The organism is Actinokineospora pegani, from assembly GCF_009745975.1.
In the GTDB taxonomy this organism is placed as follows: domain Bacteria; phylum Actinomycetota; class Actinomycetes; order Mycobacteriales; family Pseudonocardiaceae; genus Actinokineospora; species Actinokineospora pegani.
Genome location: NZ_WHOL01000066.1, coordinates 1 through 26,865 on the forward strand (window position 1 = coordinate 1; position 26,865 = coordinate 26,865).

Consider the following 26,865-nt stretch of genomic DNA (forward strand, 5'->3'; position numbering starts at 1 on the left):
CTTGCACGGCGGCCGAGCGGTGTGCCCCAACAAGCGGGGTGGTCAGGGTTGAGGCACCGGGTCAGAGGTCGTTCGCTTGCTCGACGGGATGCGGGCCAACAGGGCGACGCCCGCTGCCACCACCAGACCACCGGCACCCGCAACGGCGAAACCCGCTGCAGGACCGCCCCGCTTGCACGGCGGCCGAGCGGTGTGCCCCAACAAGCGGGGTGGTCAGGGTTGAGGCACCGGGTCGGGAGTCGTTCGCCAGCACGACGGGATGCGGGCCAACAGGACGACGCCCGCTGCCGCCGGCACCTGCGACGGCGAAACCCGCTGTAGGACCGCCCCGCTTGCACGGCGGCCGAGCGGTGTGCCCCGACGAGCGGGGTGGTCAGGGTTGAGGCACCGGGTCGGGAGTCGTTCGCCTGCTCGACGGGGTGCGAGCCAACAGGGCCGCACCCGCTGCCACCACCAGGCCACCGGCGCCCGCGGCGGCGAAGCCCGCGGTAGGGCCGCCGTGGTCCAGGACGAAGCCGACGACCGGGCTGCCCAGGGCGACGCCGAGGACGAAGGCTGAGCTCTGGATGCCCGCTGCTTCGCCCGCGGCCGCGGGTGGGACCAGGCGGGCCACGTCTTCGCCGGTGGCGGCGATGGTGGGGGCGCAGGCGGCGCAGGCGGGGGCCAGGGCGAGGGTGAGCAGCCACCACGGGCCGCCCGCCAGGAGGCCCACGGGCAGGGTGAGGACGCTGAGCAGAGTCATCAGGGTGAGCTGGGGCAGGGAGCGGCGGACCATCCCGTGCACCAGCCCGCCGATGGCCGAGGCCAGGGCGCAGACACCGACGGCGACGCCGGTCCAGTCGAGTTGGTCGGTTTCGCGGAAGGCGGCGACGATGGCCACGTCCATGCCGGAGAGGACGAAGGTGGCCCCGCCTGCGACGGCCAGGACGCCGATGAGCCTCGGGGTGAGCCAGGTGCGGCGGGGCAGGCGGGTGGCGCCCGCTGGTTCGCGGGAGATGCGCGGGTTGAAGACCATCAGGGCGGAGCCGCCGAGCAGGACGGCGATGCCGAGCAGGGTGGTGGCGGTCGCGGTGGAGAAGCGGGTGGCGAGCAGGACGGCGACGCCGGGGCTGATCATGAAGGCGATCTCGACGGAGACCGAGTCCAGGGAGTAGCCGGTGCGGCGGAGCTCGGGTGGGGCGATGGCGGCGACTGCCTGCCTGCCCACGGCCATGGCGGGCAGCGCGACCAGGCCGCCGACGAAGGCCATCGGGAGCAGCAGGCCGTAGGGCACGAACCGCAGCGCCAGCCAGAACGCGGTCTCGCCGACGGTCGCGATGAGCAGCATGGGGCGCAGCCCGTGCCGGTCGACCACCCGGCCCAGGTACGGCGCGCCCACCGCCATGCCGACCGTCACCGCCGCGCCGACCAGCCCCGCCTCGCCGTAGCCGCGGCCGAGGCCGACGGCCACGTGCAGGGCCAGCACCAGCGAGGTGGCCGCGCCCGGCACGCGCGCGAAGAACAACAGCACCACCAGCGGGCGCATACCGGGGAGGCGCAGGAGGTCGCGGTAGCGCTGCATGTCCGCGATAGCACTCTGCGCAACGACGCAGCGTCAACCGAATATGCGATGCCACCGACCGGGCCTGGCACGGCTGGTGGTCCGGCACGCGGGCCGGACCACCAGCCGCGTCACTTCGCGATGCGCAACCCGGGGGACTTGTGCTGGCCGAGCTCCAAGCCGGTGCGCAACGCGCCAGCGGCCTCGGAAACGGCCTCGCGGAACCGGTGGCCGACCCCCAGGAAGTTGATGTAGCCGTGGATGAGGTCGGCCTGCCTGCTCTTGACCACGGGCACCCCGGCGGCGGCGAGCTTGTCGGCGAACGCCTCGCCCTCGTCGCGCAGCGGGTCGAACCCGGCGGTGGCGACGTAGGCGGGCGGCATGCCGGAGAGGTCCTCGACCAGCAGCACGGAGAAGCGCGTGTCCGACCGCTGCGCCTCGTCCGGCTGGTAGTGGTTGGTGAACCAGTCCATGTTGTCGCTGGTCAGGAAGAAGCCATCGCCGAACAGTTCCCGGGAGCGGCGCCGCGTGGTGGCGTCGGTGCCCGGGTAGAACAGCAACTGGAACGCGGGCAGCGGACCGCCCGCGAGCACCTGCTGGTGGCTGACGACGGCCGCGAGGTTGCCGCCCGCGCTGTCGCCGCCCACCGCGACCCGCGCCGGGTCGACGCCCAGGGCGGCGGCGTTGGCCACGGCCCACCGGAACGCCGTCACCGAGTCGTCCACCGCGGCCGGGAACGGGTGCTCCGGGGCCAGCCGGTAGTCCACCGACAGCACCTTCACGTGCGCGTTGACCGCGAGGAACCGGCAGGTGTTGTCGTGGGTGTCGAGGGACCCGACGACCCACCCGCCACCGTGGTAGAACACGAGCAGCGGGGCGTCCTCGCCCGCCCCCGCGGGCGTGTAGAGCCGCGCGGGCACCCCGTCGGCGTTGACCCCGCGCACCGTCACCGGCTCGATGGGGTCGCCGCCGACCAGCGACTTGCCGATCTCCAGGCTCTTGCGGGAGTTCTCCGGCGTGCTCACCACCAGCGACTGCCCGGAGATCTTCTGCAGCACCAGCATCAACTGCGCGTCCAGCGACAGCTCCTGGCCGTCGATCCGGACCGGCTTGCCCGCCAGCACCCGCCGCAGCGGGCGGGGCAGCGCGTACGCCGCCTTCGCCCCCAGCGCCTGCGCCCGCACCAGCAGTCGAGTCGTCACCCGCGCCATCGAACCTCCCTGTTCGCCTCTGCCCGTGAGGCTACTCGCTGGTAACCCCACGGGCGAGAGGCGATCGCACAGCTCAGCCGCGTGCGGCGAGGACCTCGGCGATCTCGTAGGTGTTCAGCGCCGCGCCCTTGCGCAGGTTGTCCCCGCACACGAAGAAGTCCAGCGTGTTGGGGAAGTCCAGCGCCTGGCGCACCCGGCCGACGTAGGTCGGGTCGCCGCCCACCACGTCCGCCGGCGTCGGGAAGACGCCGTTGGCCGGGTCGTCCTGCAGGACCAGGGTGGGCTCGGCCTCGAACAGCTCGTGCGCCTGGGCCACCGTCACCGGCTCGGCGAAGGTGGCGTGCACCGCCAGCGCGTGCGTGGTCACCACGGGAACGCGCACGCAGGTGGCCGAGACCTTGAGGTCGGGGATGCCCAGGATCTTGCGCGACTCGTTGCGGACCTTGAGCTCCTCGCTGGCCCAGCCGTCCTCCTTGAGCGAGCCCGCCCACGGGACGACGTTGAACGCCAGCGGGGCCGGGAACGGCGAGTCGGCCGACAGGCCCGCGGCGGCGAGCGCCTCGCGCACGTCGCCACCCCGGTTGCCCACGCCCTTGCCCGCCACCGCGGCGACCTCGGCCTGCAGGCGGTCGATGCCTTCCTGGCCCGCGCCGGAGGCCGCCTGGTACGAGGCGACGACCAGCTCCTTGAGCTCGAACGCGCGGTGCAGCACGCCCAGGGCGGCCATCATCGACAGCGTCGTGCAGTTGGGGTTGGCGATGATGCCGCGCGGCCGGTTGCCGACCTCGGCCGCGTTGACCTCCGGCACCACCAGCGGAACGTCGGCGTCCATCCGGAAGGCGCCGGAGTTGTCGACCGCGATCGCGCCGCGCTCGGCGGCGATCGGGGCCCACTGCGCGGAGACCTCGTCGGGCACGTCGAACATGGCGATGTCGACGCCGTCGAAGACCTCGGGCGCGAGTGCCTGGACGGTCAGCTCCTCGCCGCGGACAGTGATCTTCTTGCCCGCCGAGCGCGGGGAGGCGATCAGCCGGACCTCGCCCCACGGCCAGGTGTCGCGGCTGTTCATGATGTCGACCATCATCGTGCCGACGGCGCCGGTGGCGCCGACCAGTGCGAGCACGGGAGCCATCAGCGACCACTCCCCGCGTACACGACGGCCGACTCGTCGCCACCGAGGTCGAAGGCCTGGTGGATGGCCTGCACGGCCTCGTCGAGGTGGGTGTCGCGGATCAGCACCGAAATCCGGATCTCCGAGGTGTTGATGATCTCGATGTTGACCCCGGCCTTGGCCAGCGCCTCGCAGAAGGTCGCGGTGACGCCCGGGTGCGAGCGCATCCCCGCGCCGACCAGCGACACCTTGCCCACGTGGTCGTCGTAGAGGACGGTGGAGAAGCCCAGCTCCGCGCGCACCTTCTCCAGCGCGGCAACGGCGGTGGGGCCGTTGCTCTTGGACAGGGTGAAGGTGATGTCGGTCTTGCCCGACGAGGTGCTGGACACGTTCTGCAGCACCATGTCGATGTCGATCTCCGAGTCGGCGACCGTGCGGAAGATGCGCGCGGCAACGCCCGCGGTGTCGGGCACGCCGACCACCGTCACCTTGGCCTCGGACCGGTCGTGCGCGACGCCGGTGATCATCGCCTGTTCCACGCTCAAGTCCTCCATAGAACCGGACACCACCGTGCCCGGCTTGTCGCTGTAAGACGAACGGACATGGATCGGGACGCCGTAGCGCCGGGCGTACTCGACGCAGCGCAGCACGAGCACCTTGGCCCCGCTCGCCGCCATCTCCAGCATCTCCTCGTAGGTGACCTGGTCGAGCTTCTTCGCGTCGGGCACGATCCGCGGGTCGGCCGAGTAGATCCCGTCCACGTCGGTGTAGATCTCGCACACGTCGGCGTTGAGCGCCGCGGCCAGCGCGACGGCGGTGGTGTCCGACCCGCCGCGGCCCAGCGTCGTGATGTCCTTGGTGTCCTGGCTGACGCCCTGGAACCCGGCGACGAGCACGATGTGGCCCGCGTCGAGCGCGGTGCGCACCCGGCCGGGCGTGACATCGATGATGCGCGCCTTGCCGTGCGCCGAGGTGGTGATCACCCCGGCCTGCGAGCCGCTGAACGAGCGGGCCTCGGCGCCGAGCGCGCTGATCGCCATCGCCACCAAAGAGTTGGAGATCCGCTCGCCCGCGGTCAGCAGCATGTCCATCTCGCGCTGCGGCGGGACGGGGTTGACCTGCTGGGCGAGGTCGAGCAACTCGTCGGTGGTGTCGCCCATGGCCGAGCAGACCACGACGACGTCGTGCCCCGCCTTCCTGGTGGCGACGATCCGCTCGGCGACCCGTTTGATCCGATCGGCGTTCTCCAGGGAAGATCCGCCGTACTTCTGGACGACGAGCGCCACTGCGAGCTACCTCCTCCTGCCGCGAACGGACACGGCCGACAGGCCCGCGCCGCATGTCTGGCAGAGAGCGTACCTGCGAACACGCGTCGAACCGGGGTACCAGTGGCCGCCGCCACGCCACCCCGCAGCGGAAACCGCCAGCCGGTAGGGTCGCGCGGCTGCGCTGAAAAACCGCCGAACTGATCGAACGACCCGACCGGGAGGGCTCGCCGGTGTCCGTGACCGACGCGCGCGCGGACCGCGCCGCCCCGGCTGCGGCCGAGCGGCCCGCCCGCCGCTTCGACGGCGACCACCTGCTGTGCTTGGCCCTGCCCGGCATCGTCTACCTCGGCGTCCGCCAGTTCAGCCTGGTGCTGCTCGGCTTCCTGGCCGAGGGCAAGGGCGTGCGCGTCTCCGACGTGCTGCGCTCCTGGGATGGCGACTGGTTCCTCGCCATCGCGGAGAAGGGGTACGCGGGGGTTCCCGCGACCCTGGTCGACGCCTACGGCAGGCACACCAACGAGACGGCGCTGGCGTTCTTCCCCGGCTACCCCGAGGTCGTCGGGCTGCTGTCGGCCATCGGGTTCTCGCCGGTGGCCTCGGCGCTGACGGTCAGCGTGGCCTCCGGCGTGGTGTGCGCGTACGCGCTGACCGCGATGGGCGAGCTGGTGCGCGGCGGCTCGCGGCGGGTCGGGCTGATCCTGGTGGCGCTGTTCGCCGGGTCGCCGATGGCGGTGTCGCTGTCGATGGCGTACTCGGAGGCGCTGTTCTGCGCGCTGGCCGCGTGGGCGCTGGTGTTCGTGCTGCGGCGGCAGTGGGTGGGGGCCGGGCTGCTGTGCGCGGGCGCCGGGCTGGTCCGCACGACCGGTGCGGCGCTGGTGCTGGCGGTCGGGTTGGCCGTGCTGGTGGCCGTGGTGGCGCGCGAGGACGGCTGGCGGGCGTGGCTGGGCGGGGTGCTCGCGCCGCTGGGTCTGCTGGGCTACCTGGGTTTCGTCGCGGTGCGGACCGGAGACCTGTTCGGCTGGTTCGCGCTGCAGGAGCGCGGGTGGAACTCGCACTTCGACGGTGGCGTCGCGACGGTCACCTTCGCGGTGGACCGGCTGGCCGACGGGCGGTCCGTGCTCGAAGTGGGCACCGTGGCGTTCATCGGGGTGGCGCTCGCGCTGGTGGGGGTGGCGATCGCGGCGCGTCTGGAGTGGCCGCTGCTGGTCTACGGGATCGCGGTGCTGGTGATGGACTTGGGCGCCAACGGGATGATGAGCTCGAAGGTGCGGCTGATGGTGCCCGCCTTCACCCTGCTGGTGCCGGTCGCCATCGGCCTGGCCAAGCGCAGGGCCGCCACGGCCGTGCTGACCCTGGCGGGTTTCGTCGTGGCCGGGTCGTGGTTCGGGGCCTACGCCCTGACAGCCTGGGGCTATGCCATCTAAGCCATCTGGGCCATCTGGGCCACTCGAGCCGCACCCCCTGATCCGCGACCGCTGGAGCCCGCGCGCCCTCGACCCCGCGGGGGAGGTGGGCGCGGGCGCGCTGACCAGGATGCTCAACGCCGCGCGGTGGGCGCCGTCCTTCGGCAACACCCAGCCCGCCCGCTACCTCGTCGGCGTCCGCGGCACGGCCACCTTCGACCGGGTCCACGCCCTGCTCAACCGAGGAAACCAGGCGTGGGCGGCGAACGCGGGCGCGCTGCTGGTCGGCTGCGCGCAGACCGCCAACGCCAAGGGCGAGGTGCCCTACGCCGAGTACGGGGTGGGGCTGGCGACGGAGAACCTGGTGTTGCAGGCGGTGGCCGAGGGGCTCGTCGGGCACCAGATGGCCGGGTTCGACGCCGACGGGGTGGCGGCGGAGTTCGGCCTCCCGCCGTCGGTGCGACCGCTGGTGGTGGTCGCCGTGGGCGTGCTCGGGACACCGGACCTGCTGCCCGAGCGCGGGCGGGCCCGCGAGACCGCGCCGCGCGAGCGGCTGCCGCTGGCCGAGTTGGCGTTCACCGATCGGTGGGGCACGGCCTTCGCGACTGTGGGCGAGTGAGCAAAAACGGGTCCGCGCTTGCGGATCAAGATGTGGAAACCGCAGGTCAGCACGGGGTATGGTCGGCGCTCCAGCAAGCAGGCAGTTGTGGGGGAGGGCGGCGTGTCCGCGACCGAGGCGACCGAAGAGGTCGTTGAGCGGCCGGAGGCTGACCAGCCACCACCGCCCGAGGAGACCGCACCCACCGGGGCCCGGCCGCGCTGGGCGCGGATCAGCGGTGCGCTGCTGCCCGCCGTCATCTACCTGGGCATCCAGCAGTTCGCGGTGCTGGCGCTGTCCTGGGTGGCCGGACACAAGGGCACCCCGCTGCGCGACGCCCTCAAGTCCTGGGACGGCTGGTGGTTCATCGCGATCGCCGAGAACGGCTACGGCGGGGTGCCCGCGTCGATGGTCGACTCGTTCGGCAGGCGCGATGCCACCACGCCGCTGGCGTTCTTCCCCGGCTACCCCAAGCTCGTCGGGCTGCTCTCGACGATCGGCGTCGACGTGCTGACCGCCGGGCTGATCATCAGCACCGTCTCCGGCATCGCCTGCGCCTACGCGCTGACCAGGATGGGCGAGCTGGTGCGCGGCGGCTCGCGGCGGGTCGGGCTGATCCTGGTGGCGCTGTTCGCGAGCACCCCGATGGCGATTTCGCTATCGATGGTCTACTCCGAGGCCCTGTTCTGCGCGTTCGCCGCGTGGGCGCTGGTGATGGTCCTGCAGCGGGACTGGGTCAGCGCGGGCGTGCTCTGCGCGGGCGCCGGACTGATCCGCACCACCGGCGCCGCGCTGGTCGCCGCGATCGGGCTGGCGATCATCATCGCGGTCCTCACCCGCAAGGACAGTTGGCGGCCGTGGGTGGGCGGGATCCTCGCGCCGCTGGGCCTGCTGGGCTACCTCGGCTACGTCGGGTTCGAGACCGGCAAGGTCAACGGGTGGTTCGAGCTGCAGGCGCGCGGCTGGGACTCCCAGTTCGACGCGGGCGTGGCCACGGCGAAGTTCGTGGTGGACCGGCTGCTGGACGGGCGGTCGATCCTGGACTTCGTGGAGCTGCTGGTGCTGGCCGCGTCGCTGGTGCTGGTGTTCCTGGTGTTCAAGCAGCGGCTCGAGCTGCCGCTGGCCGTCTACGGGGTGCTGGTCTTCCTGATGACCTTCGCCTCCAACGGGACGATGGCCTCGAAGATCCGACTGATGGTCCCGGCGTTCACGCTGCTGATCCCGATCGCGATCGGCCTCGCCAAGCGCAAGACGTCCACGGTGCTGGTCACGCTGACCGCGCTGGCGGCCGTCGGCTCGTGGTTCGGCGCCTACGCGCTGATCCTCTGGGGCTACGCGATCTAGTCGGCCTAGCCGAGGCGGCGGATCAGGCGGGTGACCACCGAGGTCACGACCAGCCAGAACACCGCGGCCAGGCCGTAGTTGACCAGCAGGCCGAGCTTGGCGTCCTCGGGCGTGAACAGCGTCTTGAACGCCAGCGCCAGCGGCTCGGCGATCCCGGCGACGAACGAGGCGATCGGGTTGTCCGGGTTGGCGTTGCCCATCACGAGGACGACGTGCAGGACGAGCACGAGCGCGATCAGCCTGCCGACCCAACCCGCGATCGCGGCGAGGAGACCCACCGCCGTGGCCCGCGCTGCGGCGGTGTCGCGGCGGCGGGTCTCCCGCCCGGTCGAATCTCGCTCTGCCATGCGCGCAGTCTCGCACGCGCGGATCGGGGTCGCCGCCCCCTGGTCAGCGCAGGAGGCGGGCGATGAGACCGGTGACGACGAGCCAGAACACGGCGGCGAGGCCGTAGGTGATGATCACCTGCGTGGTGAAGTTCTCGAAGCTGAACAGGCCCGGGAAGAACAGCGCCAGCGGATCAGCGAGCGACTGCACGAACTTGTAGAACGCGTTCCCGGCGTTGGCCCCGAGGATGTTCAACAGGATGAACACGACCTCGATGATGGCGAAAAGCGCACCGATGCCCGTGACAATCCGGGCGGCGCTACCACGGGTGCTGCGGTGCGATCGGGTGATAGTCATGTCAAGGAAGTTCCTCAGACCACCCGGTCTCTAACGGGTCCAATCGGCCCAACGCGCGCCTGCTCCCGGCATGTGGACACCCCGACTTGCCCGCCGCGCCCCCGGACTGGTTACTGTGGAGGCGTGGCGCGTGTCCTCCTGCTTCTCCGCCGCGACGAGGTCTGACCAGACCGGCTCCTCGTCGCGGAGGTCGGCATTGCCGCCGGTCGTCGATGACCCGTAGCAGGAGATAACCCGATCATGAGCCTGTCCGACAACTCCTCCAGCCGCCTGCGCACCCCCGCGCGCCCCGTCGCCGAGGGCCAGCCCGGCTGGAACCCGCAGCGCGGCAGCTCGATGCCGTTCCACCGCTACCGCCCGTTCCCGGAGCTGGTGGAGCCGGTCGACCTGCCCGACCGCACCTGGCCGACCAAGCGCATCGAGCGCGCCCCGCTGTGGTGCGCGGTCGACCTGCGCGACGGCAACCAGGCGCTGATCGACCCGATGTCGCCCGCCCGCAAGCGCCGCATGTTCGACCTGCTGGTGCGCATGGGCTACAAGGAGATCGAGGTCGGCTTCCCGGCGGCGAGCCAGACCGACTTCGACTTCGTGCGCGAGATCATCACCGAGGGCGCGATCCCCGAGGACGTCCGCATCCAGGTGCTGACCCAGGCCCGCCCGGAGCTGATCGAGCGCACCTACGAGGCGCTGGAGGGCGCGCACTCGGCGATCGTGCACCTGTACAACTCCACCTCGATCCTGCAGCGCAAGGTCGTGTTCCGCGCGGACCGCGACGGCATCAAGAAGATCGCCACCGACGGCGCCCAGTGCGTGCTGGCCTTCGCCGAGAAGTACGGCGACACCGACTTCCGCTTCGAGTACTCCCCCGAGTCCTACACCGGCACCGAGCTGTCCTACGCCGCCGAGGTCTGCAACGCCGTCGCCGAGGTCTGGCAGCCGACCGCCGAGCGGCCGATGGTCGTGAACCTGCCCGCCACCGTCGAGATGGCCACCCCGAACGTCTACGCGGACTCCATCGAGTGGATGCACCGCAACCTGGACAACCGCGAGGCGCTGATCCTGAGCCTGCACCCGCACAACGACCGCGGCACCGGCGTGGCCGCGGCCGAGCTGGGCTACCTGGCCGGGGCGGACCGCATCGAGGGCTGCCTGTTCGGCAACGGCGAGCGCACCGGCAACGTCGACCTGGTCACCCTGGGCATGAACCTGTTCAGCCAGGGCATCGACCCGCAGATCGACTTCTCCGACATCGACGAGATCCGCCGCACGGTCGAGTACTGCAACCAGCTCCCGGTGGCCGAGCGCCACCCCTGGGGCGGCGACCTGGTCTTCACCGCGTTCTCCGGCAGCCACCAGGACGCGATCAACAAGGGCTTCGACGCGCTGCGCGAGGGTGCCGAGGCCGCGGGCACCCCGGTCGAGGACTTCCCGTGGGAGGTCCCGTACCTGCCCATCGACCCCAAGGACGTCGGCCGCAGCTACGAGGCCGTCATCCGGGTCAACTCCCAGTCCGGCAAGGGCGGGGTGGCCTACGTGATGAAGACCGAGCACCAGCTCAAGCTGCCGCGCAGGCTGCAGATCGAGTTCTCCCAGGTCGTGCAGGCCGTCACCGACTCCGAGGGCGGCGAGGTCGGCCCCAAGGAGATGTGGGACGTGTTCGCCACCGAGTACCTGGACCGGGTCTCCCCGCTGCGCCTGCGCCGCAACCGCGTCTCGGGCAACGAGGACGGCACCCACGAGATCCACGCGACCGTCGACGTCGAGGGCGAGTCGCACGACGTGGCGGGCAACGGCAACGGCCCCATCGCCGCCTTCGTCGACGCGCTGGCGACCGTCGGCTACGACGTCCGGGTCTTGGACTACTCCGAGCACGCCCTGACCGCGGGCGACGACGCCAGGGCGGCGGCCTACGTGGAGTGCGCCATCGGCGGCAAGGTCCTCTACGGGGTCGCCGTGGACAGCTCCATCGTGGGGGCGTCGCTGCGCGCGGTGGTGTCGGCGGTCAACCGCGCCTTCAAGTAGGCCACGGCTGCCGCCCCCGCCCGGTCCGGGCGGGGGCGGCGTCAGCCAGGCCGTGCGACGGGTTCCAGTCCGGCGCGGGCGAGGATCTGGGCCGCCAGGTGCTCCGGCAGCCCCACCATCCGGATGTAGAGGGTGAACAGGTCGGCGCGCAGTCGCCGCTTGGCCTCGGCGGTGAGCACCACGACGTCCTCGACGGCCAGCAGGACCACCTCGTTGAACGCCGCGACAAGTGCCTGCCACAGCTCCGGGCTCAACTGCTGGAGCTCGTCGACCTCGTCGACGTGCCCGGCGAGCATGGTCGCCCACCGCCGGTAGGTCTCCCGCCTGCGCTCGGCCCCGCTCTTGATGCGCAGGATCTCGGTCTCGAAGACCCTGGTCATCGCCGGGCTGAGGGTGACCGCGGCGTGGTAGACGTCGACCGCCGCGACGACCCGGCCGATCCAGTCCGCACCGGACAGCCGACCGATCCGGTCGGAGAGCATCCCGCTGAGGATGCCGTAGGCGGTGAGGAAGCACTCCTCCTTGTCGGCGAAGTGCTCGTAGAACGTCCGCCGCGACACCTTGGCCCGCTGGACGACGTCGGCGAGCCGGGCGTCGTGGTACCCGGTCTCGGAGACCACCTGCAGGATCGCCACCAGCAACCGCATGCGCTGGTTGTCCTGGGCCCCGGGCGCGCGCGGACCGGGACGCAGCGGAACCGCGTCCGCCGCCAGCAGGGCTTCGAACCTGACCTCGGTCATCCCCGGACCTTACCGTCAGTAGGTCCGGGGTGGTACGACTTCCACGAGCCCGCGCGGCCGCTACCGGACGTCCACGGGGAACCGGTCAGGCGGTCCCGGTGGGATTGGTGGTGACCTCGTCCTTGTTCTCCGGGAAGTGGCAGGCGGTCTGGTGGCCGGGGCCCACGGCGACCAGCGGGGGCTCCTCGGCGGCGCAGATCTCCTCCGCCTTCCAGCACCTGGTGCGGAAGCGGCAGCCCGACGGCGGGTTGACCGGGCTGGGCACGTCGCCCTGCAGGCGGATGCGCTCGCGCTTGTTCTTGCGGTTGGTGTCCGGGATGGGCACCGCCGAGAGCAGCGCCACCGTGTACGGGTGCGTCGGGCGCTCGTAGAGGGCGGTCCGGTCGGCGATCTCCATGATCTTGCCCAGGTACATCACCGCGACCCGGTCGGACACGTGCCGGACCACCGACAGGTCGTGCGCGATCATCACGTAGGTCAGGTCGAACTCGTCCTGCAGGTCCTCCATCAGGTTGACCACCTGGGCCTGCACCGACACGTCCAGCGCGGACACCGGCTCGTCGGCGACGATCACCTTGGGGCGCAGGGCCAGCGTGCGGGCGATGCCGATGCGCTGGCGCTGGCCACCGGAGAACTCGTGCGGGTAGCGGTTGTAGTGCTCGGGGTTGAGGCCGACGAGCTCCAACAGCTCCTGCACGGCCTTCTTCACCCCACCCGGCGGGTCGACGCCCTGGAGCTTCCACGGGGCGCCGACGATCGTGCCGACGGTGTGCCGGGGGTTCAGCGACGAGTACGGGTCCTGGAAGATCATCTGGATGTCGCGGCGCAGCGGGCGCATCTGCGAGACCGACAGGTGTGTGATGTCGCGGCCGTCCAGGGTGACCGTGCCCGCGGTGGGCTCCAGCAGGCGGGTCAGCAGGCGGCCGGTCGTCGTCTTGCCGCAGCCGGACTCGCCGACGAGCGAGAGCGTCTCTCCGCGCTTGACCGCGAAGGACAGGCCGTCGACGGCCTGCACGGCGCCGACCTTGCGGCGCAGCAGGCCGCGGCGGATCGGGAAGTGCATCTGCAGGCCGTCGGCGACCAGGAGGTCGTCCCGGTCGGCGGCGGCGGGCTGCTCGGGTGTGGTGGGGGCTTCAGTCACTGCGAGTCCTTACAGCTTCGGCCTGATCTCGGTTTCCCAGATGCGGGCGCGCTCCTCGGCGGGCAGGTGGCAGGCGATCGAGTGCCCGCCGCCGATGTCGCGGAACTCCGGCCGCCGCGTGGTGGACAGGTCGCCGTTGAGCTTGTCGTAGGCGCAGCGCGGGTTGAACGGGCAGCCGTCGGGGACGTTGATCAGGCTGGGCGGGCTGCCCGGGATCGGTTGCAGGCGCTCGCTGCGCTCGCGGTCCAGCCTCGGCATCGACCCGAGCAGGCCCCAGGTGTAGGGGTGCTGCGGGTTGTTGAAGATCGCCTCGGCCGAGCTGTGCTCCACCGCGCGGCCCGCGTACATGACCATGATGTCGTCGGCCAGCTCGGCGACCACGCCCAGGTCGTGGGTGATGATCACGACGGCGGAGTTGAACTCGCCCTGCAGGTCCAGGATCAGGTCGAGGATCTGGGCCTGCACGGTCACGTCGAGCGCGGTGGTCGGCTCGTCGGCGATGAGCAGGTCCGGGTCGCACGACAGCGCCATCGCGATCATGGCGCGCTGGCGCATCCCGCCGGAGAACTGGTGCGGGTAGTCGTCCACCCGCGACTTCGGGTTCGGGATGCCGACCCGGGCGAGCATGTCGATGGCGTGCGCGCGGGCGGCGGACTTGGAGACGTCGTTGTGGACGCGGTAGGCCTCCACGATCTGGTTGCCCACGGTGTAGTAGGGGTGCATGGCCGACAGCGGGTCCTGGAAGATCATGGCCATCCGCTTGCCGCGCAGCCTGCGCACCGCGTCGGGGTCCATCGTGACCAGGTCCTGCCCGTCGAGCAGGATCTCGCCGCTGATCTTGGCCGAGCCGCGCTTGTGCAGGCCCATGACCGACAGGCTGGTCACGGACTTGCCGGAGCCGGACTCGCCCACGATGCCCAGCGTCTTGCCGCGCTCAACGCTGAACGACAGGTCGTCGACGGACTTGACCACCCCGTCGTCGGTGGGGAAGTGCACCCGCAGGTTCTTCACTTCCAGGTAGGGAGAACTCATGCGGCGCGCACCCTCGGGTCGACGACGGCGTAGAGGAGGTCGACGACCAGGTTCGCCAGCACGATGAACACGGCGGCCAGCAGCGTCACCCCCAGGACCTTCGGCAGGTCTTGGTTCTTGATGGCGTCGATGGCGTACTGGCCGAGGCCGTTGAGCGAGAACGCCGTCTCGGTCAGCACCGCCCCGCCGAGCAGCAGCCCCATGTCCAGGCCGAAGATCGTCAGGATCGGCGTCAGCGCCCCGCGCAGGCCGTGCTTGACCACGACCTTGCGCTCCACCAGGCCCTTGGCCCTGGCGGTGCGGATGAAGTCCTCGTTCATCGTGTCCAGCATCCCGGCCCTGGTCTGGCGGGCGTACTGGGCGGAGAACTGGAAGGCGAGGGTGATCCACGGCAGCAGCAGCGCGTACGCCCAGTCGCCGACGCTCTCGGTGATCGGCACGTAGGAGCCGCCGGGGGCGGTCCAGCCGAGCTGGTAGCTGAAGAACGCCAGCCCGATCAGGCCGGTGAAGAAGATCGGCAGCGACACGCCCGCGAGCGCGACGCCCATCGAGAGGCGGTCCCAGATGGACCCCTTGCGCAGTGCCGACAGGGTGCCGACGGAGATGCCCGCGAGCACCCACAGCACCGCGGCGCCCAGGGCCAGCGACAGCGTGACCGGCATCCGGTCGAGCAGGTCGGGCAGCACGGGCTGGTTGGAGCGGAACGAGTAGCCCAGGCACGGGGCCGGGCAGGTCTCGGCGCTGGTCCCGAAGTTGTAGGTCTTGCCGACGAAGATGCCCTTGAGCCAGTCCCAGTACTGGACGTAGATCGGGTCGTAGAACCCGAGCCGCTGCGCGGTGAGCTGGACGGTCTCCGCGTTGGCGGTGCGCCCGACGTAGCGGGTCGCCAGCGTCTCCGGGGTGCCGCCGTTGAGCTTGGGCACCACGTAGAAGATGACAAAGGTGATCATGCTGACGATGAGCAGCAGGAAGACCGCGGCGAACAGCCGCCTGATGATGTAAGCGATCACACTGACCGGCACCGGCCGCGGGCCGGGGAGGTCGTCCCCGGCCCGCCGCCTGCTGCCTTCACCTGCCTATCTGGTTCCGGCTGGGCTCGTCCGCGTCAGCCGCTGAGGCCGAGCGCGGTGTAGTCGTACATGCCGTAGGACTGGTTGACGAACACGTTCGTCAGACCCTTGCCGCGCAGCATCAGGAACTTGGCGTAGACGCCCGGCAGGATGACCGCCTGCTCCATGACCGCCTTGTCGATCTCGCCCCACGCCTGCTCGCGCTTGGCGTTGTCGGTCTCGGCGAAGGCGGCGTCGAGCATGCTGTCGATCTCCGGGAAGCGCACCGAGACGTTCGAGGAGCCGCCGTTCTCGCGGATCACCCGGCTGTCGACGATCTGCGACAGGAAGCCGAAGCCGTCGTTCCAGTCCGCGCCCCAGCTGTTGATGACCAGGCCGAGGTTGTTCTTGACGACGTAGCCCGGGTTGCCCGCGAACTGCGAGAAGTAGTCGCCCTGCGGGAACGCCTTGAGGGTCAGCTTGATGCCGACGCGCGCCAGGGACTGCTGCAGCGACTCGGCCGCCGCCTTCTCCTTGGGCCGCTCGGACCGGTAGGCGATGTTGGTCTCGAAGCCGTCGGGCTTGCCGCACGCGGCGAGGGCCTGCTTGGCCTTGTCCAGGTCGCCCTTGCTCTCCGGGCTCGCGTACAGGTCGAACTTCTGGTAGCCCGGGATCTGCGGCGGCAGCACGGTGGAGGCGATGTCACCACCGGAGAACGGGCCGCCGTAGGCGTTCTGGTAGCTGGCGCGGTCGGCGGCGAACTCGATGGCCTTGCGGCAGTCGAGGTTGTCCAGCGGGGCCACCGTCGGCACGATGGAGGTGTAGTTCAACCGCGGGTTGCCCGGGTTGTCCGCCTGCGCCTTGAGGGCCGGGTCGCCGAGCACGCGGCTCAGCGACGCCTGCTGGATGCCGTTGCCGGTGACCTCGAGGTGCAGGTCGCCGGAGAGCAGCCGGTTGTCGACGTCGTTGGCCTCGACGCCCATCTCGACCTCGTACCGGTCCGGCAGCGCCTTGCGGTTCGGGTCGGTCGCGGCGTCCCACTGGTCGTTGCGGACCAGGGTGAAGCGCTTGTCGATCTCGTTGGTCTCGAACTTGTACGGACCGGTCGAGACGACCTTCTCCTTGTAGCGCTTGCCGGTGTCCTTGGCCTGCGGCACCGGGGCGGTCTGGGAGAGCTGGGCGAAGTAGTCGAACCCGCCGAAGGCCTGCTTGAGGTGGAAGACCACGGTGCGGTCGTCCGGCGTGGTGATCGCCGAGCTGGTGTCGACGTCGGGCGTCTTGTACGGGCCCTTGTAGTCGGCGGGCAGGTCGAGGAACTGCTCGAAGTACGCCGGGCCGTTCGGGAACTCCTCCTTGTCGGTGGAGCGCAGCACCGCGTAGGCGACGTCCTTCGACGTGACCGGGGTGCCGTCCTCGAACTTCACGCCCTCGCGCAGCTTGTAGGTCCAGGTCTTGCCGCCGTCGCTGGGCTCGCCCAGCGACTCGGCCAGGTCGGGGACCAGCTCGGTGCTGCCGTCGCCGGGGGCGGGCTTGAACGTCACCAGCGCCCGGGAGTACAGGCGGGCGAAGTTCCAGCTGTAGCCGTAGTAGGTCTCACCGGGGTCCAGGGAGTCCCAGGTGCCCGGGTTCGCGACCTTCAGCGTCCCGCCCTTGCGGTCCGAGGGGTTGAAGATCTGGCCCTTGTTGGCCGCGTCGAACTCCCCAGCGGCGTTGGAGCTGCTGCTGGACCCGCCGCCACAGGCGGACAGGACCATCGCGACGGCGGCGCCAGCGGCCACCGCCGTTACCACGCGCTTGCTTCTCATGGTTGCTCTAGCACCCTTCTCTCCGGACACCGGTACTGCCACCACCTATCGGGCGCGCGGGTCGAGCGCGTCGCGCAGGCCGTCGCCGAACAGGTTGAACGCGAGCACGGTCACGAAGATCGCCAGACCGGGCCAGATCATGAAGTGCGGGATCGTGTAGTACGCCGCCGCCTCGGAGAGCATGCCGCCCCAGGTCGCGGTGGGGGCGTTGACGCCGACCCCGAGGAACGACAGCGCCGACTCGAACAGGATGTTCGTGGGGATCAACAGCGTGGCGTAGACCAGGACCGGCGCCACCAGGTTCGGCAGCAGCTCCTTGAACAGGATGTGCGGCGAGCGGGCGCCGAGGCTGCGGCTGGCGTCGACGAACTCGCGCTCGCGCAGCGACAGGGTCTGCCCGCGCACGATGCGCCCCGCGTACGGCCAGTTGAAGAACCCGATGATGAAGATCAGCATGGCGATGCGCAGCGACTCGCCGCGCAGGCCGAACATCTCGTCCGGCACGGTGCCGACCAGCGCGATCGCGAAGACCAGCAGCGGGAAGGCGAGGAAGACGTCCATCGCCCGGCTGATCAGGGTGTCGACCCAGCCGCCGAAGTACCCGGCGGTGACGCCGAGGACGGTGCCGATGAACACCGACAGCAGCGTCGCCAGGAACGCGATCAGCAGCGAGATCCAGGCCCCGGAGAACACCCGGGCGGCGATGTCGCGGCCGTTGCCCGGCTCGACGCCCATGATGTGGTCCCAGCTCATCCCGCCGAGGGCGCCCGTGGGGGCCAGCGTGCCGCCCGCGCGGTCGACCAGGTCCTCGTGGAACGTGTTGGGGTGCACCACGTCGAAGACGCGGTCGAGCAGCAGGCCCGCGACGGCGACGAGGACCAGCACCACGACGACGCCGCCCGCGACCATGGCGACCTTGTCGCGCTTGAGGCGCAGCCAGGCGATCTGGCCCAGCGAACGGCCCTCGATGGCCTTGGCCGACATCCCGTCGAGCGCTGCCTCCGGGCGGGCCTCGGCGGCCGAGCCCGAGGTGTCCGGCGGTGCGGTCATACCGCGAACCGCCCTCGCGGCGCCGCGCTCGGTCGAACACCACCGGGTCCGGCGGTCTCGCGACCGGGTCGCGCGGATCGCTGGTGAGCCATCACGCACTCCTCGTTTCCGCGGCGCCCCGGGTTTTGGTGGCGACGCCGTGTGGTGGCAGACCATATCCGCTTGTCTGGGGAACTATTAACCACCGCAGGTCACGATCCGAACAACCATCGGCACGAAATTGAGCAGTTCGCACAGTGCCGGACACACAGGGTGAGATTTAGCCGAAAGTTGTTCGCTGAGCGGACGTTGCCACTCGTTTTCCGGTCAACTGGTAAAGACTGAGTCGGCCCGCTGTCGCGTTCCGTCGACCGCGAACCACCCGGTCTCGAACTGCTGCCACCGCCGGAAGTGCGTTTCGCTGGGCTGGCCGTCGCGGTCCAGCACCCGGCGCAGCCGCTCGGCCGGGTCGGGGGCCTCGCACCACACCAGGTGGGTCAGCAGCGCCGACACGGCGCGCCTGCCCGAGGAGACGCCCTCCAACACGAGCACGTCCGGCACCTCGACGACGACCTCGGGGCCGAGCACGGGCTCACCGCTGGTCCAGACCATGCGGCGGTAGCGGCCCGGCTCGCTGCGGCGCAGCGGGTCGAGCACGCCTGCGGCCACCCTGGGCCACCACGCCACCGGGTCGTCCCAGGTGGCGAAGTCGTCGGTGGAGAGCAGCCCGGCGCCCAGCGCACGCGCCAGCTCGCCCGCGAACGTGGTCTTGCCCGAGCCGGACGGGCCGTCGACGGCGACCAGCCGCACGCGTCCCAGCCGCGGCGGGGCGGCCAGGACGCGCGCGGCGATCTCCTCGGCGCTCAGACCGAGCGTCGGCCGGACATCGCCCGGCCGAGGGTCAGCTCGTCGGCGAACTCCAGGTCGCCGCCCATCGGCAGGCCGGAGGCCAGCCGGGTGACGGTGAGCCCGGGGAAGTCGCGCAGCATCCGCACCAGGTAGGTGGCCGTGGCCTCCCCCTCGGTGTTGGGGTCCATCGCCAGGATCACCTCGGTGATCTCCTGGCCCCCGATGCGCGAGAGGAGCTGCCGGATGCGCAACTGCTCCGGGCCGATGCCCGACAACGGGTCGAGCGCGCCGCCGAGCACGTGGTAGCGGCCCTTGAACTCGCGGGTGCGCTCGATGGCCAGGACGTCCTTGGGCTCCTCGACCACGCACACCGCCGTGAGGTCGCGCCGGGCGTCGCGGCAGATGCGGCAGGTCGCCTCCTCGGAGACGTTGCCGCAGACGTCGCAGAACACCACGCCCTCTTTGACCTTCTGCAGCGCGTCCTGCAACCGGCCCACGTCGGCGGGCTCGGCGGCGAGCAGGTGGAACGCGATGCGCTGGGCGCTCTTGGGCCCGACGCCGGGCAGCCTGCCCAGCTCGTCGATCAGGTCTTGGACCGGGCCCTCGTACACCCGGGCCTCACATGCCGGGCAGGCCGAGCCCGCCCAGCCCCAGGCCGCTGGTCAGCTCCGCGCGCTTGCTCTCAGCGTGCTCGGTCACCTTGGCGCTCGCGTCGCGCACCGCGGCGACGATGAGGTCCGAGAGCAGCTCGGCCTCCTCGGGGTCGATGACCTTCGGGTCGATGGCCAGGTTCTTGAGCTCGCCGGACCCGGCCACGGTGGCCACGACGGCCCCGCCGCCCGCCGTGCCGGTGAACTCGGCCTCCTCGATCTCGCGCTGGGTGGTCTCCGCCTGCTCCTGCAACTTGCCCAACTGGGCGAGCATGGCCTGCATGTCGGGTGCGCCGCCTCCGGGAAACACCGCGGCCCCCTCTCGTCATCGGTGGAAGTCGACCGCCAGTCTAGGCCGAGTCGCACGTGGCAGGCTGAGCGGCATGTCGGGACGACGAGCGCTCGCGACCGGGCTGCTGACCTGCGCACTGACGCTGGCCGCCTGCGGGACCGAGCCCCCGGCGGCGGCCCCGCCGAGCGGCTCCGCACCGGCGGTCAGCACCGTGGCCGCCACCACGCCGCTGCCCACCTCCACGCCGACGACTGCTCCGAGCAGCGCGCCCGAGTCCGCGACCGGCAAGGTCGTCGTGCTCGACCCCGGGCACAACGGCGGCAACGCCGCGAACCCGCAGGTGATCAACCGCGAGGTCCCCGCCGGGCGCGGGCGGACCAAGTCGTGCAACACCACCGGCACCGCCACCGACGACGGCCACCCCGAGCACGAGTTCACCTGGGACCTCGCGCAGCGGGTCAGCGCGGCGCTGACCGCCGAAGGGGTCGAGGTCGTGCTGACCCGCCCGGACAACACCGGCGTCGGCCCGTGCGTCGACCGGCGGGCGGCCATCGGCAACGAGGCCGCCGCCGACGCCGTGGTCTCCCTGCACGCCGACGGCTCGACGGCGCCGGGCGCGCGCGGCTTCCACGTCGCCTACTCGGCCCCGCCGCTCAACGCCGCGCAGGGCGAACCCGCCCTGCGCCTGGCCCGCACCGTCCGCGACTCGCTCACCGGCGCGGGCTTCACCACCGCCACCTACACCGGCAGCGCGGGCCTGTCCCCGCGCGACGACCTCGGCGGGCTCAACCTCGCCACCCGCCCCTCGGTCCTGGTCGAGTGCGGCAACATGCGCGACGCCGCGGAGGCGGCGGTGCTGACGAGCCCGGCTGGGCGACAGCGCTACGCCGAGGGCATCGCGGACGGCATCCTCGGATTCCTCGGCTGACCACGGTGTGACAGGCTTGAGATCATGTCCGGGATGCGGGTGCTCGACGTCGACGAGCGGGGACGGCTGCTCACCGCGGCCACTGACGGAGACCAGTCGCGCCTGGTCGAGACCGACCCCAAGGGCAAGACCAGGGAACTCGCCGTCGTCAGCGACCTGACTCGCGCGGCCTACCTGCCCCAAGAGCGCACCGCGGTCGTCCAGCACGGCTCCCCGGCCATGCTGTCCCTGTTGACCCCCAACGGCAAGATGGCCCCCCTGGTCGGCGCCCCCGACCACGACACAGAACTCCTGGGCGTCCTCCCCGGCCGCATCGTCTACCGCGCCAACCGCCGCCACCGCCTGCTCTACACCGTCGTCATCCGCAACGTCCTGGTCGGCGAGGAACAAGCCGTCTACGACCGCGGCGGCGCCGTCCTGGAGGCCGCGGCCAGCGCCAACTCCCGCCACATAGCCATCCGCCTGCCCCGCAAGCTCCAGTTGGTCGACACCATGCCGGTCACCGAGGACGACCACGTCCGCCTGATCTCGGTGGAACCGGGCGAGGGCTCGGGGCACGTGGACCTCATGTGGCACCCCGATTCCCAGCGCCTCCTGGCCACGGCGGTCACCGGGACGGCGGTCACCGTCGAGCGCTGGAACGCCGCCGACCAGGAGTGGACGACCCTGGTCCCGGACCTGCCCCCGGACGCGCGGGCCGTGCTGGCCCCGGACGCGCGGCGGATCGCGGTGGTGTCGTCGGCGGGCATCGGGTTCTACGAGGCGGAGAAGGGTCGGTTCCTCCGGGCGGCGGAACTCCCGTCGCCGGGGACGCCGCTGTGGACGCCGGACTCCCGACAGGTCTTGACCGTGTCCGACGGCCAGATCACCGCCGTCGTGGCCGAGTCCGGCTCAGTCCGGACCCTGACCCCTTAGCGCCCGGACGGCGCCGTCGACGTCGTCGGTGTCGAAGCGACCTCGCCGTGGTTCCTGCGGCGGACGGCGCAGATGGCGGTGCCCCGCAACCACGCCCACGGCACGATCAGCTCGACGAGCAGGATCTCGAACGGCGTCAACACCATCATGTCGACCAGGAAAGCCTTCTGCGACGCCCCGTAGCGGATCGCGGTGGTGCCTGCGGGCACGTCCTTGCGGCCGCGCACCAGCAGCACGATCGACAGGAACCCGCCGATCTCGTGGCGCAGCAGGGTGACCACGGGCTTGGGCGGCACTGCTCCCCGCCGCCTGCAGGAAGGCGTCCCGACCCGCGACACCGCTGCGGCGCGACTCCCGGTAGACCGCCCGCGCGCTCACCGCGAGCGCGGATCACCGTGGGGGCGACCCACCTCAGCACCCGCAGCGCGGCTTCCCACTCGCGCGATCCGCGCCATGGCACCCCCAGCGCCGTTCGGACTCCGCCCGGCGCCAGCACGGAGCCGGGTCTTCCGCCATTGTCCGGGAGGCTGGGCGGGGCCGCCACGCCGCTCGTGGTCGGCAGGCCGTGCCAGGTGGCGATGGGCGGGCCCTGGCCGGACCAACCCTCAGCGCGACCTGGTCACTCAGCTCTCGACGGGACGGGCGCCCAGCTTGTCGGCCAGGAGCTTGAGCATGGCGGCTTCTGGGTCCTGCTTGGGGGTGGCGGGCTCGTCCGGGTCCGGCCTGCGGGCGGCCTGGGCGAGCATCTCCTCCTCGTCCTCCGGTTCCGGAGGGGGCGGCACGTCCTCGGTCGGGGGCTCTAGGCCGACTTCCTCCACGCGGGCGATGCGCTTGGGGGGTTCGAAGGTGCGCTCGGGGGTGGGGCGGGCCGGGGCCGGGCGGGTGGGGGCGGTGGAGGTGGTGGGCGGGCCGCCCGCACCGGGTTGGGCGTGGACGCAGCGGACCTGCCAGCGGCCGCCCAGGACGTCGGCGATGGCGGTGGCGATGGCGTCGGCGTTGCGGGGTTCGGCCAGGCGGCGGGCCAGGGGGGCGGCGGGGTGGCCGATGACCACGGTGTCGCCCTCGACGCTGTGGACTGTCGCGTTGGTGAGCATGGCCTCGGTGCTGCGGCTGGACTTGCGGACCGCGGAGAGCAGTTCGGGCCAGACCCGGCGGACGGCGGAGGCGTCGAGGCCGCCCTCCGGGGTGGGCGCGGGTGCTTCCTCCTGGGGAGGCGCTTCCTCGGGCTGGGCGGGACGCGTCACCGGCGGGGCCTGCTCGCGCTGAGACGGGCGCGTGACGACGGGCGGGGCCTCTTTGCGCTGAGACGGGCGCGTCACCACGGGCGGCGCTTCCTCGCGCTGCGCAGGTCGCACCGGGGGTGCTTCCTCACGCTGCGCGGGACGCACCGGGGGTGCTTCCTCGCGCTGCGCGGGACGCGGGGGCGCTTCTTCGCGCTGCGGCGGCCGCGCGGCCGCCGGGCGCGCGGGGACGCCGTCCTGGGCGGCGGTGGCACGGCGTTCCAGTTGTTCCAAGCGCTGCAACACCGCCGAGTCGGCGGCGGCGTCGGTGGGGACCGCGCCGGGCAGGAGCATGCGGGCGCACAGCAGCTCCAGCACCAGGCGGGGCGCCGTGGCGCCGCGCATCTCGACCAGGCCGGTGTGGACGATCTCGGCGTACCGGGTCAGGGTGGCCGCGCCGAGGCGTTCGGCCTGGCCGGTCATCCGCTCCAGCTCGTCGGCGGGGGCGCTGACCAGGCCGCGGGTGCCCGCGTCGGGGACGGCCTTGAGCAGGACCAGGTCGCGCAGCCGGTCGAGCAGGTCGGAGGCGAAGCGGCGCGGGTCGTGCCCGGCCTCGACGAGGCGGTCGACGGTGCCGTAGACCGCGGTGGCGTCGTCGGCGGAGAGGCCGTCGACCATGTCGTCGATCAGCGCGACGTCGGTGACGCCGAGCAGCGAGACCGCGCGGTCGTAGGTCACGCCCTCCGGTCCGGCGCCTGCGAGCAACTGGTCGAGCACCGACTGCGTGTCCCGCGCCGAGCCGCCGCCCGCGCGGATGACCAGCGGGAACACCGCGGGCTCGACGACGGCGTTCTCCGCGGCGCAGTTGCGCTCGAGCAGATCGCGCATGGCGCCGGGCGGGATGAGCCGGAACGGGTAGTGGTGCGTGCGGGAGCGGATGGTCGGCAGGACCTTGTCCGGCTCGGTCGTGGCGAAGATGAAGACCAGGTGCTCCGGCGGCTCCTCCACGATCTTGAGCAGGGCGTTGAAGCCCTGCGTGGTGACCATGTGCGCCTCGTCGACGATGAACACCCGGTAGCGGGAGGCGGCGGGCGCGTAGAAGGCGCGGTCGCGCAGCTCGCGGGCGTCGTCGACACCACCGTGCGAGGCGGCGTCGAGCTCGGTGACGTCGACGCTGCCGGGGCCGTTGGGGGCCAGTTGGACACAGGAGTTGCAGACGCCGCAGGGCTCGTCGGTCGGACCCTGCTCGCAGTTGAGGGAGCGGGCGAGGATGCGCGCGCTGGAGGTCTTGCCGCAGCCGCGCGGCCCGGAGAACAGGTACGCGTGGTTGACCCGGGCCGCGGCGAGCGCGGTGCGCAGCGGCACGGTCACGTGTTCCTGCCCCACGACCTCGGCGAAGGTCGCGGGCCGGTACTTGCGGTAGAGGGCGAGCGCCACGCCGCGACCCTACCGGCCGCCACCGACACCCGTGCCGCCGGGAATCCGCCGGGCGCCTCCGGTGTTGGACCAGGGGTGACGATCCCGTACTCGGTACTCGACCTCGCGCCCGTGGCCACCGGCTCCACGGAGACGCAGGCCCTGCGCAACAGCCTCGACCTGGCCCGCACCACCGAGCGGCTGGGCTACCACCGGTACTGGGTCGCCGAGCACCACAACATGCCCGGCATCGCCAGCTCGGCCCCCGCCGTGCTGCTCGGCCACATCGCCATGGCCACCGAGCGCATCCGGGTCGGCTCCGGCGGCGTGATGCTGCCCAACCACGCGCCGCTGGTGGTCGCCGAGCAGTTCGGGATGCTCGAGGCCTTCCACCCCGGCCGGGTCGACCTGGGCATCGGCCGCGCGCCCGGCACCGACCAGGTGACCGCCCGCGCGCTGCGCCGCCAGGAGGGCCCGCTGTCGGCCGAGGACTTCCCGCAGCAGTTGACCGAGCTGGCCAACTACTTCACCGGCCGCGACTCCCGCGGCGTGACCGCCGTGCCCGCGCTGGGCAACCAGCCCGCCATGTGGCTGCTGGGGTCCTCGGGCTACAGCGCGCAGGTCGCCGGGTACCTGGGCCTGCCATTCGCCTTCGCCCACCACTTCAGCGCGGACAACACCCTGCCCGCGCTGGCCCTCTACCGGGAGCGCTTCCGCCCGTCGGCCGTGCTCGACGAGCCCTACGCGATGATCGCCGCGAACGTCCTGTGCGCCGACGACGACGAGACCGCCCGGGAGCTGGCCAAGCCGTCCCTGCTGCAGTTCCTCGCGCTGCGCAAGGGCGACCCCGGCAAGCTCCCGACCCCCGAGCAGGCCGCCGAGTACGACTACACCGACGTCGACCGGCTCATCCTCGACGACCGCCTCTCCAGCACGATCGTCGGCGGCCCGGAGACCGTCAGCAAGGGCTTGCACGACCTGGTCGAGCAGACCGGCGTCGACGAGCTGATGATCACCACCAGCGTCTTCCACCACACCGACCGCGTCCGCAGCTACGAGCACGTGGCGGAGATCGTCGGCCTCAACGCCCCGGTCTAGGGGCCCCGGGCAAAAAAGGGGACCCCGCGCACCTGTCAGAGCCCGCTTATCCTTGCTGCCTTCCGGCCCTGGGGAGGTTCGCAGGGTGAACACCGCACGGGGTCCACGGACAAGTGTAGCCACCCCCGAATCGGGGCTCAAGGCACCCCTCCCAAGGCAATTGCTTAGCACAACTAACATATTGCTCCGCCCGCCACAGTCACAGACAGTGGTAGTTCTCGGACGATCGGCGCGCCAACGACCACGCACGTGTACTTGTCGACAGTGGACCTAGTGCGGTGTCTGGACGTCAGATAGCTTCAAGCCAGGCGCGGTGACCGCTGTTTCCGTTATCGCGCAAGCAATTTGTCTCCGGCCTTGAATCCCGCCGGCTCCAGCTCGTCCGGCGGAAGGCACTGCGCGATGGCCAACGACCCCTCGAGACTCCACCCCCGCACCGGACTCCGCCATACTCGGTGGTTCGCGGTAGCGGGGCTTTGCGCGTCTGTGGTGGCAGCCTCCACTGTGCTCACATCCCGGGCCATGGCCGCCGAGGCCCCGGTGGGGCTCGGGACGGCGGAGTCCTATTCGGTCCTGGGCGGGCAGACCGTCACGAACACCGGCCCCAGCACGCTCTCCGGCGACCTCGGGGTCAGCCCCGGCACCGCGATCACCGGCTTCCCACCCGGCCTGGCGGCGGGGTCGACACACGCGGGCGACGCGGTCGCCCTCCAGGCCCAGGCCGATCTGGTCGTCGCCTACGACGACGCGGCCGGTCGAGCGCCGACCGCGGATGTGGCAGGCGACCTGGTCGGCCAGACCCTCACCGGCGGTGTCTACAAATCGACCGGACCGCTAGCCCTAGGCGGCACGCTCACGCTGGACGCCCAGGGAGACCCGAACACCGTCTGGATCTTCCAGATCGCCTCAACCCTGATCACCGCCACAGCCAGCTCCGTCGCCCTGATCAACGGCGCCCAGGCCTGCCGCGTCTACTGGCAGGTGGGCAGCTCGGCGACGCTGGGCACGACCTCGACGTTCCGGGGCACGATCATGGCCCTGACCTCCATCACGGTGACGACGGGAACGACCGTGGAGGGCCGCGCACTAGCCCGCAACGGCCAGGTCTCCCTCGACGACAACACTTTCACCACCCCCGGCTGCGCCACCGGCCCACCCACCAGCACGACATCTCCCACCCCGCCTCCAACCGACACGCCGCCCACCACCACGAGCACGTCCGGGGACTCGACGACAACGCCCGGCACCACCACCAGCGCCGGACCAACAACCAACCCCGGCGGGGGCTTCCCCGGCGACGAGGACGACGGCGGGCCTGAGAACGGTGGGCCGTTCGGCCAAGGCCCAGACTCCCCCACCTACGTGGGAGACCTCGCTGACACAGGCATCGCCGCACCGGTCGGCAGGCTGATCGGGTTCGGCGTCCTGCTGCTCACCCTCGGCGGCCTGCTGGTGGCGGCCCTCAACAAATCACGCGCCCGCCGCCACGGGTAGGGGCCACTGGCTCGACGACGGTGACC

Annotated in this window: 25 protein-coding genes and 1 other RNA gene; 8 read left to right on the top strand and 18 right to left on the bottom strand. The window is 71.5% G+C overall.

All coding sequences use genetic code 11. The features are described from left to right. Positions 1–373 precede the first annotated feature (373 nt). The 4 genes from GCL84_RS09990 to GCL84_RS10005 form a co-directional block, all read right to left on the bottom strand. Positions 374–1,561, bottom strand: a complete 1,188-nt coding sequence (locus GCL84_RS09990; RefSeq protein WP_156755132.1) for an MFS transporter — start codon at positions 1,559–1,561, stop codon at positions 374–376. Between the two features lie 110 nt (positions 1,562–1,671). Then, complete coding sequence (locus tag GCL84_RS09995; protein ID WP_235926125.1) at positions 1,672–2,742, bottom strand: alpha/beta hydrolase; 1,071 nt, start codon at positions 2,740–2,742, stop codon at positions 1,672–1,674. 82 nt (positions 2,743–2,824) lie between these two features. Next, entirely contained in the window at positions 2,825–3,883 is a 1,059-nt protein-coding gene (locus GCL84_RS10000; RefSeq protein WP_156755134.1) for an aspartate-semialdehyde dehydrogenase, read from the bottom strand. Then, complete coding sequence (locus GCL84_RS10005; RefSeq protein WP_156755135.1) at positions 3,883–5,148, bottom strand: aspartate kinase; 1,266 nt, start codon at positions 5,146–5,148, stop codon at positions 3,883–3,885. The genes GCL84_RS10000 and GCL84_RS10005 overlap by 1 nt, the downstream gene beginning before the upstream one ends. A gap of 212 nt (positions 5,149–5,360) precedes the next feature. On the opposite strand from GCL84_RS10005, the gene GCL84_RS10010 reads away from it, so the two are divergent. The 3 genes from GCL84_RS10010 (at position 5,361) to GCL84_RS10020 (ending at position 8,475) form a co-directional block, all read left to right on the top strand. Then, positions 5,361–6,554 carry a hypothetical protein gene (locus GCL84_RS10010; protein ID WP_235926126.1) on the top strand — a complete coding sequence of 398 codons (1,194 nt, stop codon included), beginning with the start codon at positions 5,361–5,363 and terminating at the stop codon, positions 6,552–6,554. Beyond that, on the top strand, positions 6,544–7,152 hold the full coding sequence (locus tag GCL84_RS10015; protein WP_156755136.1) for a nitroreductase family protein: 609 nt from the start codon (positions 6,544–6,546) through the stop codon (positions 7,150–7,152). The genes GCL84_RS10010 and GCL84_RS10015 overlap by 11 nt, the downstream gene beginning before the upstream one ends. A 102-nt stretch (positions 7,153–7,254) precedes the next feature. Continuing rightward, positions 7,255–8,475, top strand: a complete 1,221-nt coding sequence (locus GCL84_RS10020; RefSeq protein ID WP_235926127.1) for a glycosyltransferase family protein — start codon at positions 7,255–7,257, stop codon at positions 8,473–8,475. Between the two features lie 5 nt (positions 8,476–8,480). Here GCL84_RS10020 and GCL84_RS10025 read toward each other — a convergent pair whose 3' ends face one another. Together GCL84_RS10025 and GCL84_RS10030 are read right to left on the bottom strand one after the other, a co-directional pair. Next, the gene (locus GCL84_RS10025) at positions 8,481–8,822 is read right to left on the bottom strand and encodes a YggT family protein (RefSeq protein WP_156755137.1); all 342 of its coding nucleotides are present in this window, start codon (positions 8,820–8,822) and stop codon (positions 8,481–8,483) included. 43 nt (positions 8,823–8,865) lie between these two features. Continuing rightward, positions 8,866–9,069, bottom strand: coding sequence for a hypothetical protein (locus tag GCL84_RS10030; protein WP_235926128.1), 204 nt, complete (start codon positions 9,067–9,069; stop codon positions 8,866–8,868). A 330-nt stretch (positions 9,070–9,399) separates the two neighbouring features. On the opposite strand from GCL84_RS10030, the gene leuA reads away from it, so the two are divergent. After that, a complete protein-coding gene (gene leuA, locus GCL84_RS10035; RefSeq protein ID WP_156755139.1) occupies positions 9,400–11,181 on the top strand; it encodes a 2-isopropylmalate synthase in 1,782 nt (593 codons plus the stop codon). A gap of 41 nt (positions 11,182–11,222) precedes the next feature. Here the strand turns inward: leuA and GCL84_RS10040 are convergent, their stop codons facing one another. From GCL84_RS10040 to GCL84_RS10080, 9 genes are all read right to left on the bottom strand, one after another. Further along, positions 11,223–11,921: a TetR/AcrR family transcriptional regulator gene (locus tag GCL84_RS10040; protein ID WP_156755140.1), complete on the bottom strand. Its 699-nt coding sequence runs from the start codon at positions 11,919–11,921 to the stop codon at positions 11,223–11,225. A gap of 85 nt (positions 11,922–12,006) precedes the next feature. Beyond that, positions 12,007–13,062 carry an ABC transporter ATP-binding protein gene (locus tag GCL84_RS10045; RefSeq protein WP_156755141.1) on the bottom strand — a complete coding sequence of 352 codons (1,056 nt, stop codon included), beginning with the start codon at positions 13,060–13,062 and terminating at the stop codon, positions 12,007–12,009. Positions 13,063–13,071: 9 nt separating this feature from the next. After that, a complete protein-coding gene (locus GCL84_RS10050; protein WP_156755142.1) occupies positions 13,072–14,094 on the bottom strand; it encodes an ABC transporter ATP-binding protein in 1,023 nt (340 codons plus the stop codon). After that, on the bottom strand, positions 14,091–15,104 hold the full coding sequence (locus tag GCL84_RS10055; RefSeq protein ID WP_156755143.1) for an ABC transporter permease: 1,014 nt from the start codon (positions 15,102–15,104) through the stop codon (positions 14,091–14,093). Before GCL84_RS10055 ends, GCL84_RS10050 begins: the two co-directional genes overlap by 4 nt. Positions 15,105–15,199: 95 nt before the next feature. Further along, positions 15,200–16,948 (bottom strand): ABC transporter substrate-binding protein, encoded by a 1,749-nt coding sequence (locus tag GCL84_RS10060; RefSeq protein WP_156755144.1) that lies wholly within the window; start codon positions 16,946–16,948, stop codon positions 15,200–15,202. Positions 16,949–16,993: 45 nt separating this feature from the next. Next, entirely contained in the window at positions 16,994–17,998 is a 1,005-nt protein-coding gene (locus GCL84_RS10065) for an ABC transporter permease (protein ID WP_156755145.1), read from the bottom strand. Positions 17,999–18,304: 306 nt separating this feature from the next. Beyond that, positions 18,305–18,787 carry a uridine kinase family protein gene (locus GCL84_RS10070; RefSeq protein WP_156755146.1) on the bottom strand — a complete coding sequence of 161 codons (483 nt, stop codon included), beginning with the start codon at positions 18,785–18,787 and terminating at the stop codon, positions 18,305–18,307. 53 nt (positions 18,788–18,840) lie between these two features. Next, positions 18,841–19,437: a recombination mediator RecR gene (recR, locus tag GCL84_RS10075; RefSeq protein WP_156755147.1), complete on the bottom strand. Its 597-nt coding sequence runs from the start codon at positions 19,435–19,437 to the stop codon at positions 18,841–18,843. Between the two features lie 7 nt (positions 19,438–19,444). After that, on the bottom strand, positions 19,445–19,759 hold the full coding sequence (locus tag GCL84_RS10080) for a YbaB/EbfC family nucleoid-associated protein (RefSeq protein ID WP_156755177.1): 315 nt from the start codon (positions 19,757–19,759) through the stop codon (positions 19,445–19,447). A 100-nt stretch (positions 19,760–19,859) separates the two neighbouring features. On the opposite strand from GCL84_RS10080, the gene GCL84_RS10085 reads away from it, so the two are divergent. Continuing rightward, positions 19,860–20,696 carry an N-acetylmuramoyl-L-alanine amidase gene (locus GCL84_RS10085; RefSeq protein WP_156755148.1) on the top strand — a complete coding sequence of 279 codons (837 nt, stop codon included), beginning with the start codon at positions 19,860–19,862 and terminating at the stop codon, positions 20,694–20,696. Between the two features lie 24 nt (positions 20,697–20,720). Further along, positions 20,721–21,611, top strand: coding sequence for a TolB-like translocation protein (locus GCL84_RS10090; RefSeq protein ID WP_156755149.1), 891 nt, complete (start codon positions 20,721–20,723; stop codon positions 21,609–21,611). Here the strand turns inward: GCL84_RS10090 and GCL84_RS10095 are convergent. Both GCL84_RS10095 and GCL84_RS10100 read right to left on the bottom strand, forming a co-directional pair. Further along, positions 21,608–21,907: a hypothetical protein gene (locus GCL84_RS10095; RefSeq protein WP_156755150.1), complete on the bottom strand. Its 300-nt coding sequence runs from the start codon at positions 21,905–21,907 to the stop codon at positions 21,608–21,610. The two genes, GCL84_RS10090 and GCL84_RS10095, sit on opposite strands and share 4 nt — an antisense overlap. 327 nt (positions 21,908–22,234) lie before the next feature. Then, the gene (locus GCL84_RS10100; RefSeq protein WP_156755151.1) at positions 22,235–24,268 is read right to left on the bottom strand and encodes a DNA polymerase III subunit gamma and tau; all 2,034 of its coding nucleotides are present in this window, start codon (positions 24,266–24,268) and stop codon (positions 22,235–22,237) included. 81 nt (positions 24,269–24,349) lie between these two features. Between GCL84_RS10100 and GCL84_RS10105 the strand changes: the two genes are divergently transcribed. Then, positions 24,350–25,345 carry an LLM class flavin-dependent oxidoreductase gene (locus GCL84_RS10105; RefSeq protein WP_156755178.1) on the top strand — a complete coding sequence of 332 codons (996 nt, stop codon included), beginning with the start codon at positions 24,350–24,352 and terminating at the stop codon, positions 25,343–25,345. A gap of 13 nt (positions 25,346–25,358) precedes the next feature. On the opposite strand, the gene ffs is transcribed toward GCL84_RS10105, so the two are convergent. After that, an RNA gene (gene ffs / locus GCL84_RS10110) (signal recognition particle sRNA small type) lies at positions 25,359–25,453 on the bottom strand. Positions 25,454–25,849: 396 nt separating this feature from the next. Here ffs and GCL84_RS10115 point away from each other — a divergent pair. Then, the gene (locus GCL84_RS10115; protein ID WP_197523143.1) at positions 25,850–26,839 is read left to right on the top strand and encodes an ice-binding family protein; all 990 of its coding nucleotides are present in this window, start codon (positions 25,850–25,852) and stop codon (positions 26,837–26,839) included. Positions 26,840–26,865 lie beyond the last annotated feature (26 nt).